The organism is Chryseobacterium sp. R2ACT005, assembly GCF_049949215.1.
Classification (GTDB): Bacteria; Bacteroidota; Bacteroidia; order Flavobacteriales; family Weeksellaceae; genus Chryseobacterium.
Window position 1 is genome coordinate 4,089,330 of the sequence record NZ_CP188192.1, and the last position, 13,535, is coordinate 4,102,864.

Here is a 13,535-nt window from a genome sequence, read left to right on the forward strand (position 1 = left end):
TCGGTTATCTCTTTGTGATGTCTTTACCGTTAATGTCAATGATCTTAATTTCTTTTTATCCAACTGATGAACAGATATTGTTTTTGGCTCTATCCGTAACTTTTAAATCAGTCTTCTAAAACTGTGGAGAATAAGGGAGTCGAACCCTTGACCTCCTGCGTGCAAGGCAGGCGCTCTAGCCAGCTGAGCTAATTCCCCCTCTAGTTGCTGTTGGCTATTTGCTTCTGGCTTCTGGCATTTTTGCCATAAGCTATAAGCTATTTGCCAGCCGCTTTAATTAGTAGTCTCGGGCAGGCTCGAACTGCCGACCTCTACATTATCAGTGTAGCGCTCTAACCAGCTGAGCTACGAGACTTTATATGAGTTATGGGGATGAGTAAGTAAGTTATACTTTTCCTCTTCTTCATTTCTCAATCTCTTTCCCTATACTAATTTCTAGTGGGTGTTGTATTTTTAATATAACCAACCAAACAAAAAACTAAAGCTTTACTTTGAAGTAAGTGCATGGTACATTTAAGTACCTTTGTTTTTTTATCGTCTTTAGACGCTCTAAAATGAGATGTTCCAGCCGCACCTTCCGGTACGGCTACCTTGTTACGACTTAGCCCTAGTTACCTGTTTTACCCTAGGCAGCTCCTTTTACGGTCACCGACTTCAGGTACCCCAGACTTCCATGGCTTGACGGGCGGTGTGTACAAGGCCCGGGAACGTATTCACCGCGCCATGGCTGATGCGCGATTACTAGCGATTCCAGCTTCATAGAGTCGAGTTGCAGACTCCAATCCGAACTGAGACCAGCTTTCGAGATTTGCATCACGTCACCGTGTAGCTGCCCTCTGTACTGGCCATTGTATTACGTGTGTGGCCCAAGGCGTAAGGGCCGTGATGATTTGACGTCATCCCCACCTTCCTCTCTACTTGCGTAGGCAGTCTCACTAGAGTCCCCAACTTAATGATGGCAACTAGTGACAGGGGTTGCGCTCGTTGCAGGACTTAACCTAACACCTCACGGCACGAGCTGACGACAACCATGCAGCACCTTGAAAAATGTCCGAAGAAAAGTCTATTTCTAAACCTGTCATTTCCCATTTAAGCCTTGGTAAGGTTCCTCGCGTATCATCGAATTAAACCACATAATCCACCGCTTGTGCGGGCCCCCGTCAATTCCTTTGAGTTTCATTCTTGCGAACGTACTCCCCAGGTGGCTAACTTATCACTTTCGCTTAGTCTCTGAATCCGAAAACCCAAAAACGAGTTAGCATCGTTTACGGCGTGGACTACCAGGGTATCTAATCCTGTTCGCTCCCCACGCTTTCGTCCATCAGCGTCAGTTGTTGCTTAGTAACCTGCCTTCGCAATTGGTGTTCTAAGTAATATCTATGCATTTCACCGCTACACTACTTATTCCAGCTACTTCAACAACACTCAAGACCTGCAGTATCAATGGCAGTTTCACAGTTAAGCTGTGAGATTTCACCACTGACTTACAGATCCGCCTACGGACCCTTTAAACCCAATAAATCCGGATAACGCTTGCACCCTCCGTATTACCGCGGCTGCTGGCACGGAGTTAGCCGGTGCTTATTCGTATAGTACCTTCAGCTACCCTCACGAGGGTAGGTTTATCCCTATACAAAAGAAGTTTACAACCCATAGGGCCGTCGTCCTTCACGCGGGATGGCTGGATCAGGCTCTCACCCATTGTCCAATATTCCTCACTGCTGCCTCCCGTAGGAGTCTGGTCCGTGTCTCAGTACCAGTGTGGGGGATCACCCTCTCAGGCCCCCTAAAGATCGTTGACTTGGTGAGCCGTTACCTCACCAACTATCTAATCTTGCGCGTGCCCATCTCTATCCACCGGAGTTTTCAATTTAAAATGATGCCATTCTAAATATTATGGGGTATTAATCTCCCTTTCGAAAGGCTATCCCCCAGATAAAGGCAGGTTGCACACGTGTTCCGCACCCGTACGCCGCTCTCTCATTTCCGAAGAAACAATACCGCTCGGCTTGCATGTGTTAGGCCTCCCGCTAGCGTTCATCCTGAGCCAGGATCAAACTCTCCATTGTATGTTTGTCTGACTCACTCAAAGTTTTTTTACGCTTTAGTTTTTCCTTACTTGGTTGTTATATTGTATGTCAATGATCTTTATATCTTTCGCTTTGTAACGAAACACTCTCTTCTGTCAGTGGCGCTCCGTATTTGCGAGTGCAAAAGTAAAACTTTATTTCTTAATGACCAAATGTTTTGAAAGAAAATTTTAAAGTTTTTTAAGTAACCTTAATCCCTCTCCTAAACCTTAATCACCCTACTCCTGCGCTCCCTTTATTTGGGATTGCAAAGATACAAACTCTTTTTAAACTCGCAACTTTTTTTTGATAAAAAAAATTAAAGTTTTTTGTCTGCCTCTTGTTGAAGTATCATAATGTCTATGCTTATCTAAAAGCTCTCCTGCGCTACTGTATTACTCTCGTTTTTCAGTGGGGCAAAGATAACAACTTATTGCAACGCAAAACAACTTTATTTAACATAAAAATATACAAAGTGGATAACTATTCCCGTATATATATGTTATTCAGATAATTAATTACAATTTATAGTTATCCACAATAAGTATTTAGAAATGAATATCATTAAATTCTATACATAAGATTTAATTCTAATACATAAATCTCCAAAAGCAATTGCATTTATATGGGATATTTATCATAGTAATATACTTCTAATCAAGTACCTCAAAGCGGACAAAAATTTTATGGAATATAATTTACATACCAGAAATGTATCAAACTATAAATTTATTTGGTTCTAAGATTCAAACATGAAATTAATTGAAAGTAGATTATATAGATTCTAGAGTGTACAAGCAATACAGCACTTTAACTTTATACTATGTACAAAATACAGGCAAAGATTTATATAAGTTCTGTAAAGGATGAATAATTCTGGATTCTGGATTCTGGATTCTGGGTTCTGCGTATGAACTATGGAGTGATGAGTGATAAGTTATAAATCATACTAATATCCCTTTTCCCAATTATGTCATTCCTTAGGAATCAAGTCTTATTTATTAGAATCTTAAGAGTTCAAAGGAATACTATAGATGTTTTAATATTTAAGTGATTGATAAATTGATAATCTTAGATCTACTTAATTATAAAATTTAAAAGGTATTGTATAGACTCCTACGGAGTGGAATATGTATCAATGATGTATACCTATTGCTCATTACTTATCTTTTAGGGTTGTGCTTGGCTGGGTATACAGCAAAAAAAAATCCTTTATCTTATGATAAAGGATTTTTTAAAAATAAAATAAAAACTGGCGGCGGCCTACTCTCCCGCTTTCGCAGTACCATCGGCGCTGGTGGGCTTAACTTCTGTGTTCGGAATGGGAACAGGTGAGCCCCACCGCTAAAACCACCCTAAAGAAGGTATATAAGGTTGCACGGTATAGATAAAAGGATACAGGTTTTACCTGATTCCCAATAGCTACCATCTGCTACCTGGTTATTTTCGATAAAAACTTTCACAAAGAGGTAACCTTGCTGCACTTTCGTGCGCCATATTAGGCTATAAATCTACGGGTAATTAGTACTACTCGGCTATGACATTACTGTCTTTACACCTGTAGCCTATCAACGTCGTCATCTCCAACGACCCTTAAAAGATGTCTCATCTTGAGGCGAGTTTCGCACTTATATGCTTTCAGTGCTTATCTCTTCCAAACGTAGCTACTCAGCAGTGCACCTGGCGGTACAACTGATACACCAGAGGTTTGTTCAATTCGGTCCTCTCGTACTAGAATCAAGCCCTCTCAAACATCTAACGCCCGCAATAGATAGAGACCGAACTGTCTCACGACGTTCTGAACCCAGCTCGCGTGCCACTTTAATGGGCGAACAGCCCAACCCTTGGGACCTTCTCCAGCCCCAGGATGTGACGAGCCGACATCGAGGTGCCGAACCTCCCCGTCGATGTGAGCTCTTGGGGGAGACTAGCCTGTTATCCCCGGAGTACCTTTTATCCTATGAGCGATGGCCCTTCCATACGGAACCACCGGATCACTATGTCCTGCTTTCGCACCTGATCGACTTGTAGGTCTCACAGTCAAGCACCCTTATGCCATTACACTCTACGCACGGTTACCAAGCGTGCTGAGGGTACCTTTGAAAGCCTCCGTTACTCTTTTGGAGGCGACCACCCCAGTCAAACTACCCACCACGCAATGTCCTTCCATTAAGAAGTTAGGCTCCAAGTAAGTAAAGGGTGGTATTTCAACGTTGGCTCCACCTACACTAGCGTGCAAGCTTCAAAGCCTCCCACCTATCCTACACATTACTTACTCAAAGTCAATACGAAGTTATAGTAAAGGTTCACAGGGTCTTTTCGTCCCATTGCGGGTAATCGGCATCTTCACCGATACTACAATTTCACAGAGCTCATGGTTGAGACAGTGCCCAGATCGTTACACCATTCGTGCAGGTCGGAACTTACCCGACAAGGAATTTCGCTACCTTAGGACCGTTATAGTTACGGCCGCCGTTTACTGGGGCTTCAGTCAATGCCTTCGGTTTAACCCTAAGCACCTTCCTTAACCTTCCAGCACCGGGCAGGTGTCAGACCCTATACTGCATCTTTCGATTTTGCAGAGTCCTGTGTTTTTGATAAACAGTCGCCTGGGCCTCTTTACTGCGGCCACCATTGCTGATGGCGTCTCTTCTCCCGAAGTTACGAGACTATTTTGCCTAGTTCCTTAACCATGATTCACTCTAGCACCTTAGGATTCTCTCCTCGACTACCTGTGTCGGTTTTGGTACGGGTTGCTTCACTTCGGCTTTTCTTGGAAGCACTTTCCCTACAGCAGCTTCGCCCGAAGGCTAGGCCTTGACTATTCCGTCAGTCTCCAGTAAGTACGGCACTCCGTCCCCTTTTTAGTGTGAGCAAGTATGGGAATATTAACCCATTGTCCATCCACTACCCCTTTCGGGTTCGCGTTAGGTCCCGACTAACCCTCAGCTGATTAGCATGGCTGAGGAAACCTTAGTCTTTCGGTGAGCGGGTTTCTCGCCCGCTTTATCGTTACTTATGCCTACATTTTCTTTTCTATCCGCTCCACAATACCTCACAGTACTGCTTCAGCGCAAATAGAATGCTCTCCTACCAGATGTACATAAAGTACAAATCCATAGCTTCGGTAATATGTTTATGCCCGATTATTATCCATGCCGGACCGCTCGACTAGTGAGCTGTTACGCACTCTTTAAATGAATGGCTGCTTCCAAGCCAACATCCTAGCTGTCAATGCAGTCCAACCGCGTTGCTTCAACTTAACATATATTTGGGGACCTTAGCTGTTGGTCTGGGTTCTTTCCCTCTCGGACATGGACCTTAGCACCCATGCCCTCACTGCCGTAGAACATTTATTAGCATTCGGAGTTTGTCAGGAATTGGTAGGCGATGAAACCCCCGCATCCAATCAGTAGCTCTACCTCTAATAAACTTATATACGACGCTGCACCTAAATGCATTTCGGAGAGTACGAGCTATCTCCCAGTTTGATTGGCCTTTCACCCCTACCCACAGGTCATCCGAAGACTTTTCAACGTCAACCGGTTCGGTCCTCCACTCTGTGTTACCAGAGCTTCAACCTGCCCATGGGTAGATCACAAGGTTTCGCGTCTAATCCTACTAACTATACGCCCTATTCAGACTCGCTTTCGCTCCGGCTCCGGTACTTAATACCTTAACCTCGCTAGTAAAATTAACTCGTAGGCTCATTATGCAAAAGGCACGCCGTCACAGCTTAATGCTGCTCCGACCGCTTGTAGGCGTACGGTTTCAGGTTCTATTTCACCCTTCTATTCGAAGTGCTTTTCACCTTTCCTTCACAGTACTTGTTCACTATCGGTCTTTCAGGAGTATTTAGCCTTGGAGGATGGTCCCCCCATATTCAGACAGGATTTCACGTGTCCCGCCCTACTCATTTATCACTCAAATATGCCTTTCATATACGGGGCTATCACCCTCTACGGCCGTTCTTTCCAGAACATTCTATTAAACATATATCAGCTTTTGGGCTAATCCGCTTTCGCTCGCCACTACTTACGGAATCTCTTCGATTTCTTTTCCTCCGGGTACTTAGATGTTTCAGTTCTCCGGGTTTGCTCCTCCTTAGAGGTGACTGGTCTTCAACCAGCCGGGTTGCCCCATTCGGACATCTGCGGATCAATTCGTGTGTGCCAATCCCCGCAGCTTTTCGCAGCTTACCACGTCCTTCGTCGCCTCTGAAAGCCTAGGCATCCGCCATACGCCCTTAACGATTTCTTTCCTAATAATTATATTAGTTCAGTATTTTTTGATAAATTTAATTTATCGATATTTTTATAAACTCGGCACTCGAAAGTGCTCGGTTATCTCTTTGTGATGTCTTTACCGTTAATGTCAATGATCTTAATTTCTTTTTATCCAACTGATGAACAGATATTGTTTTTGGCTCTATCCGTAACTTTTAAATCAGTCTTCTAAAACTGTGGAGAATAAGGGAGTCGAACCCTTGACCTCCTGCGTGCAAGGCAGGCGCTCTAGCCAGCTGAGCTAATTCCCCCTCTAGTTGCTGTTGGCTATTTGCTTCTGGCTTCTGGCATTTTTGCCATAAGCTATAAGCTATTTGCCAGCCGCTTTAATTAGTAGTCTCGGGCAGGCTCGAACTGCCGACCTCTACATTATCAGTGTAGCGCTCTAACCAGCTGAGCTACGAGACTTTATATGAGTTATGGGGATGAGTAAGTAAGTTATACTTTTCCTCTTCTTCATTTCTCAATCTCTTTCCCTATACTAATTTCTAGTGGGTGTTGTATTTTTAATATAACCAACCAAACAAAAAACTAAAGCTTTACTTTGAAGTAAGTGCATGGTACATTTAAGTACCTTTGTTTTTTTATCGTCTTTAGACGCTCTAAAATGAGATGTTCCAGCCGCACCTTCCGGTACGGCTACCTTGTTACGACTTAGCCCTAGTTACCTGTTTTACCCTAGGCAGCTCCTTTTACGGTCACCGACTTCAGGTACCCCAGACTTCCATGGCTTGACGGGCGGTGTGTACAAGGCCCGGGAACGTATTCACCGCGCCATGGCTGATGCGCGATTACTAGCGATTCCAGCTTCATAGAGTCGAGTTGCAGACTCCAATCCGAACTGAGACCAGCTTTCGAGATTTGCATCACGTCACCGTGTAGCTGCCCTCTGTACTGGCCATTGTATTACGTGTGTGGCCCAAGGCGTAAGGGCCGTGATGATTTGACGTCATCCCCACCTTCCTCTCTACTTGCGTAGGCAGTCTCACTAGAGTCCCCAACTTAATGATGGCAACTAGTGACAGGGGTTGCGCTCGTTGCAGGACTTAACCTAACACCTCACGGCACGAGCTGACGACAACCATGCAGCACCTTGAAAAATGTCCGAAGAAAAGTCTATTTCTAAACCTGTCATTTCCCATTTAAGCCTTGGTAAGGTTCCTCGCGTATCATCGAATTAAACCACATAATCCACCGCTTGTGCGGGCCCCCGTCAATTCCTTTGAGTTTCATTCTTGCGAACGTACTCCCCAGGTGGCTAACTTATCACTTTCGCTTAGTCTCTGAATCCGAAAACCCAAAAACGAGTTAGCATCGTTTACGGCGTGGACTACCAGGGTATCTAATCCTGTTCGCTCCCCACGCTTTCGTCCATCAGCGTCAGTTGTTGCTTAGTAACCTGCCTTCGCAATTGGTGTTCTAAGTAATATCTATGCATTTCACCGCTACACTACTTATTCCAGCTACTTCAACAACACTCAAGACCTGCAGTATCAATGGCAGTTTCACAGTTAAGCTGTGAGATTTCACCACTGACTTACAGATCCGCCTACGGACCCTTTAAACCCAATAAATCCGGATAACGCTTGCACCCTCCGTATTACCGCGGCTGCTGGCACGGAGTTAGCCGGTGCTTATTCGTATAGTACCTTCAGCTACCCTCACGAGGGTAGGTTTATCCCTATACAAAAGAAGTTTACAACCCATAGGGCCGTCGTCCTTCACGCGGGATGGCTGGATCAGGCTCTCACCCATTGTCCAATATTCCTCACTGCTGCCTCCCGTAGGAGTCTGGTCCGTGTCTCAGTACCAGTGTGGGGGATCACCCTCTCAGGCCCCCTAAAGATCGTTGACTTGGTGAGCCGTTACCTCACCAACTATCTAATCTTGCGCGTGCCCATCTCTATCCACCGGAGTTTTCAATTTAAAATGATGCCATTCTAAATATTATGGGGTATTAATCTCCCTTTCGAAAGGCTATCCCCCAGATAAAGGCAGGTTGCACACGTGTTCCGCACCCGTACGCCGCTCTCTCATTTCCGAAGAAACAATACCGCTCGGCTTGCATGTGTTAGGCCTCCCGCTAGCGTTCATCCTGAGCCAGGATCAAACTCTCCATTGTATGTTTGTCTGACTCACTCAAAGTTTTTTTACGCTTTAGTTTTTCCTTACTTGGTTGTTATATTGTATGTCAATGATCTTTATATCTTTCGCTTTATAACGAAACACTCTCTTCTGTCAGTGGCGCTCCGTATTTGCGAGTGCAAAAGTAAAACTTTATTTCTTAATGACCAAATGTTTTGAAAGAAAATTTTAAAGTTTTTTAAGTAACCTTAATCCCTCTCCTAAACCTTAATCACCCTACTCCTGCGCTCCCTTTATTTGGGATTGCAAAGATACAAACTCTTTTTAAACTCGCAACTTTTTTTGATAAAAAAATTAAAGTTTTTTGTCTGCCTCTTTTTGAAGTATCATAATGTCTATGCTTATCTAAAAGCTCTCCTGCGCTACCGAACTACTCTCGTTTTTCAGTGGGGCAAAGATAACAACTTATTGCAACGCAAAACAACTTTATTTAACATAAATTTTACACCACCGTAATATTTAACCCTAATACACTGGAACGCAGGGAGAAAAATTTTAAACATTTGTTTGGGATTCCAAGTGGAAGGTTGGAGGGTGGGAGAATTTGAGGGGTTGAGGGTTTGAGCGTGAAAGGGGAATCATGGGTAATGAGTAATGAAAGATACATTCTATTATATATAAGATAAAGGGAAGTTTGGGGGAAAGGTGCAGGGGGAAGCTTTTATAAAACAGGCTCCCTTCGTCTACGCTCAGGATTATAGTGCGTTCTTATGGAATGAGTATTGGGGTAACCACAGATCACACAGATTTGCACAGATGATGATGTATATTTAGTATAGGGTATTTCATTCGGGGGAATTCATAATTTATAATTCATAATTCATCATTAACCTCACCCCTAGCCCTGATAGGAATGGGTACCCCGCAGCATGCCTTTGAGAGGGATGGGATTGGATGTGGGAAAGCCCGGGCGCGAGGAGTATGAATGGATAGCAGGAAATAGCTCCTGAAAAAGATCATATATAATAATGGATAAGATATATTTTCCGAGATGGTTCCAAAAAAAACATTCCGTAAGAATCCTAAATGTGGGACTCCTACGGAATGTTTTATAAAATAAAGTTATATTTTTAGTTCAGAACGTATGATGTTCCATCTCTTCCGTCTTTTAATTCGATTCCTTCTGCAAGCAGTTTGTCTCTGATCTGATCTGAAAGGTCAAAATTCTTGGATTTTCTTGCCTGATTTCTCAGTTCAATTAAAACTTTTAAAGTTTGATCAAGTTTTTCATTGTTATTTTCTTCTACGGTCTGTAATCCCAGAACGTCAAAGATAAAGGCATTCAATGTTGACTTTAAATCTTCTAGATCTGCAGTTGAAATTGTTTCTTTACCATCGTTCAAGGCAAAGATGTATTTCACAGCTTCAAACAGGTGAGCAATCAGGATTGGTGAATTGAAATCATCAGTCAAAGCTTCATATGCTTTATCTTTCCATTCTTTCAGGCTGAAACCGGATTGTTTGGTATCATCAGGGGTGATTGAGTTCAATACTTTCACCGCTTCCATTAGCCTGATAAATCCTTTTTCGCTGGCTATCATTGCATCGTTTGAAATATCCAGAACACTTCTGTAGTGTGCCTGCAGGAAGCAGAAACGTACAATTGAAGGGTGGAAAGGTTTTTCAAAGAAGTCATTATCTCCTGTAACCAGCTGCATCGGAAGGATATAGTTTCCAGTGGATTTGCTCATGCGCTGAGAATTCATCGTCAACATATTGGCATGCATCCAGTAGTTTACCGGAGCTGTACCATTACAAGCTTTTCCTTGTGCAATTTCACATTCGTGGTGAGGGAATTTAAGGTCCATCCCTCCTCCATGGATATCAAATGTTTCACCTAAATATTTCGTACTCATTGCAGTACATTCAAGGTGCCATCCCGGGAAGCCTTCTCCCCAAGGGGAATTCCATCTCATAATATGAGCTGGAGATGCTTTTTTCCACAAAGCAAAATCCTGTGGGTTTTTCTTTTCTCCCTGGCCATCAAGGTCTCTGGTATTGGCAAAAAGTTCTTCTATATTACGTTTTGAAAGTTCGCCATAGTTCAATCCTCTTTTGTTGTATTCTAATACATCGAAGTATACTGAACCGTTGCTTTCGTAGGCAAATCCTTTTTCAATAAGTTTTTGAGTCAATTCGATCTGCTCCACAATATGTCCTGTAGCAGTAGGTTCGATATTGGGTGGCAAAAGATTGAACATATCCAATACTTTATGGAAATCTACCGTATATTTCTGTACAATTTCCATAGGCTCTAGTTTTTCAAGTCTGGTTTGCTTTACGAATCTGTCATTATCTACATTCCCATCATCAGTAAGGTGTCCAGCATCCGTAATATTTCTTACATATCTTACTTTATACCCCAAATGCGTCAAGGTACGGTATATAAAATCGAAGGAAAGGAAAGTTCTTACATTTCCTAAATGCACATTGCTGTATACTGTAGGTCCGCAGACATACATTCCGACATTTCCTTCTAAAATAGGTTTGAATATTTCTTTTTCCGCTGTAAGGGAGTTATATATTTTTAATTGCATTTATTTTTAAGTTAAAAGATTTAATGATTTTAAAGATTCAAAAATTAGTTAAAAATTACTTTTGTCACAACAAATAATTGTTGTGATAAAAATCTTATGTGAAACTTTTTTAAATTTTATCATAATTAAATCGCTTTTAAATGATGCTGCAGATGGTCTACATAATCATTAATAATAAACTCCAATGTAAAAACCTGAGGTTCTATTTTGGTTGTATCACAAGTTCTCTGTAATGCTTCATCGGGAATATTTTCAACTACATGAACAATCTGGTAGTTCAAAGACTTCCACAGATCAATAAGATCCGAAGTAGGAACATTCTGATAGTTCTGAGCTTTTACCCAGATATTCTGATCATATACGATATTCTCGTTCTCTTTATATTGAGTAACAACAAATCTACGGATATTTGTTAAAGCACTGTCACAAAGATGGCCTATAATTTCTTTTTTAGACCATTTTTCTTGAGAGCTTCTGTATGACCATTCTTCTTCAGGGATATTCTGAAATCTCTGAAGTTCGGCATCAATAATATTTTTAAGAATTTGGTAGTTCATTGATTAATAATCCAATTTTGCATGGCTTCCTACGTAATGTAAGAATTCCTGTCTTGTAATAGGGTTTGTTCTGAAAATACCACTCAATTCTGCAGTAATGGTAGAACTTGCCGTGTCTTTTATTCCTCGGCAATTGACACAAAGGTGCTTTGCATCAATGATACACGCAACATCTTTTGTCCCCAAAGCTTCTTTTAAAGCATCTACAATCTGCATGGTAAGTCTTTCCTGAACCTGTGGTCTTTTCGCATAGTAATCAACAATTCTGTTTATTTTTGAAAGGCCGATTACTTCCCCATTGGAAATATAAGCAACATGGGCTCTTCCTATGATGGGTAAAAAGTGATGTTCGCAGAAAGAATATACGGTGATATCTTTTTCCACCAGCATCTGGCGGTATTTGTATTTATTGGAGAAAGTGGAAATCCCTGGTTTGTTTTCAGGAAGAAGTCCTCCGAAAATCTCATTCACATACATTTTGGCAACACGTCTTGGAGAATCTTTCAGAGAATCATCTGTCATGTCCATTCCTAATGTTTCCATAATCTCGCCAAAAAGCTCAGTAATTTTTTCTATTTTTTCCTGTGGCGATTTATCAAAAGCATCTTTCCTTATAGGCGTATGTTCTTTTCCAGTGAAAATATCATCGTCGTTATCAGTAAAATCAACCATTTTTATTTAATTTGCAGCAAAAATACGGATAATATCTATTTCTCTATTTCAAATAAAGTGAAAAACATTATCTTTTATAGCCATTTCTGATTAAAAAGCCTATGATTATTGTCGAAGAAGTACAAAACCGACTCCATAAAAGGGAATTTCTGGAATTCCCGGCACAACTTTATCAACGTGACAAAAATTATATCCGCCCTTTAGATAAGTATATTGAGGAAATTTTTGAGCCTGAAAAGAATAAATTCTTTCAAAACGGCGAATGTAAGAGATTTTTGTTTAAAAAGAATCACAAAACGGTTGGTAAAGTAGCTGTTTTCATTAACCATTGTTATGAGCAAAAGCAACCTACGGGAGGAATTGGTTTTTTTGACTGTATCAATGATCAGAATACCGCCAATTTTATTTTTGACCATTGTAAAAACTGGCTTCAGAAAAAAGGAATGGAAGCTATGGATGGTCCGATCAATTTTGGGGAGCGGGATAAATTCTGGGGGCTTTTGATTGATGGTTTTGCTGAGCCTTTGTTTGGAATGAATTACAACTTCCCTTACTACAAAGATCTTTTTGAAAATTATGGATTTCAGATCTATTTTGAGCAGCTTTGTTTTACCAGACCTGTTTTTGCTGAAGTTTCGCGAATCTTCACGATTGCCCATGAAAAAAACAGAAGAAATCCTGCCATTTCAGCTCAGCCTATGAAAAAGAATAATCTGGTGAAATTTGCAAAAGATTTTACTGAGGTTTATAATAAAGCATGGGCATCTCATGGAGAAGGAAAACATTTGGAAGAAGCAAAGGTTCTGAAAATGTTCAATACGATGAAACCCATTATCAATGAGCATATCTCCTGGTTTGTATATGAAAATGAGAAACCGATTGCGATGTGGATCAATATTCCTGACCTTAACCAGTGGGCTAAATATTTGAATGGAAAGTTCGGAATTTTTGAAAAACTCAAGTTCTTATTTTTTAAACGATTTAAGAAAAATGAGAAAATGGTGGGGCTTGTTTTTGGTGTAGTTCCGGAATGGCAAAAGAAAGGTATTGACGGATATATGATTTGGGAAGGAACTCAACATTTGAGAAAACATACAGATTTTAAGATTACAGAACTACAGTGGATTGGTGATTTTAATCCTAAAATGATTAAGATTGCTGAAACTCTGGATACCACAGTAACGCGAAAGCTGGCTACCTACCGGTATCTGTTTGACAGGAATAAGGAGTTTGAGAGGCACCCCTATTTATAATTAAGATCAATTATTT

Annotated in this window: 4 protein-coding genes, 4 tRNA genes and 4 rRNA genes; 1 reads left to right on the plus strand and 11 read right to left on the minus strand. The window is 41.4% G+C overall.

The genetic code is table 11. The features are described 5' to 3' along the window. Positions 1 to 124 precede the first annotated feature (124 nt). From ACPF63_RS18770 to folE, 11 genes are all read right to left on the minus strand, one after another. Positions 125 to 198 (minus strand) — tRNA-Ala (locus ACPF63_RS18770). A gap of 83 nt (positions 199 to 281) precedes the next feature. Further along, positions 282 to 355: transfer RNA gene (locus ACPF63_RS18775), tRNA-Ile, on the minus strand. A gap of 197 nt (positions 356 to 552) precedes the next feature. Continuing rightward, positions 553 to 2,069: ribosomal RNA gene (locus tag ACPF63_RS18780) — 16S ribosomal RNA — on the minus strand. Between the two features lie 1,250 nt (positions 2,070 to 3,319). After that, positions 3,320 to 3,427 (minus strand): 5S ribosomal RNA (gene rrf, locus ACPF63_RS18785). Between the two features lie 143 nt (positions 3,428 to 3,570). Next, positions 3,571 to 6,329: ribosomal RNA gene (locus ACPF63_RS18790) — 23S ribosomal RNA — on the minus strand. A gap of 203 nt (positions 6,330 to 6,532) precedes the next feature. Next, a tRNA-Ala gene (locus ACPF63_RS18795) sits at positions 6,533 to 6,606 on the minus strand. Positions 6,607 to 6,689: 83 nt separating this feature from the next. After that, positions 6,690 to 6,763: transfer RNA gene (locus ACPF63_RS18800), tRNA-Ile, on the minus strand. A 197-nt stretch (positions 6,764 to 6,960) separates the two neighbouring features. Beyond that, positions 6,961 to 8,477, minus strand: a 16S ribosomal RNA gene (locus ACPF63_RS18805). Together the 16S, 23S and 5S rRNA genes with 4 tRNA genes alongside form the textbook arrangement of a ribosomal RNA operon. Before the next feature lie 1,093 nt (positions 8,478 to 9,570). Beyond that, positions 9,571 to 11,037 carry a cysteine--tRNA ligase gene (cysS, locus tag ACPF63_RS18810; RefSeq protein WP_077413654.1) on the minus strand — a complete coding sequence of 489 codons (1,467 nt, stop codon included), beginning with the start codon at positions 11,035 to 11,037 and terminating at the stop codon, positions 9,571 to 9,573. Between the two features lie 125 nt (positions 11,038 to 11,162). Then, entirely contained in the window at positions 11,163 to 11,594 is a 432-nt protein-coding gene (locus ACPF63_RS18815; RefSeq protein ID WP_426480916.1) for a DinB family protein, read from the minus strand. 3 nt (positions 11,595 to 11,597) lie between these two features. Next, positions 11,598 to 12,266 carry a GTP cyclohydrolase I FolE gene (gene folE, locus ACPF63_RS18820; protein ID WP_047376638.1) on the minus strand — a complete coding sequence of 223 codons (669 nt, stop codon included), beginning with the start codon at positions 12,264 to 12,266 and terminating at the stop codon, positions 11,598 to 11,600. A gap of 101 nt (positions 12,267 to 12,367) precedes the next feature. Between folE and ACPF63_RS18825 the strand changes: the two genes are divergently transcribed. Then, complete coding sequence (locus ACPF63_RS18825; RefSeq protein WP_426480917.1) at positions 12,368 to 13,519, plus strand: hypothetical protein; 1,152 nt, start codon at positions 12,368 to 12,370, stop codon at positions 13,517 to 13,519. Positions 13,520 to 13,535: the final 16 nt, after the last annotated feature.

What these genes read in the sequence shown, in the direction of transcription:
- ACPF63_RS18825 (WP_426480917.1), top strand. Translation starts at nt 12,368, where the DNA reads ATGATTATTGTCGAAGAAGTACAAAACCGACTCCATAAAAGGGAATTT.
- cysS (WP_077413654.1), bottom strand. Translation starts at nt 11,037, where the DNA reads ATGCAATTAAAAATATATAACTCCCTTACAGCGGAAAAAGAAATATTC.
- ACPF63_RS18815 (WP_426480916.1), bottom strand. Translation starts at nt 11,594, where the DNA reads ATGAACTACCAAATTCTTAAAAATATTATTGATGCCGAACTTCAGAGA.
- folE (WP_047376638.1), bottom strand. Translation starts at nt 12,266, where the DNA reads ATGGTTGATTTTACTGATAACGACGATGATATTTTCACTGGAAAAGAA.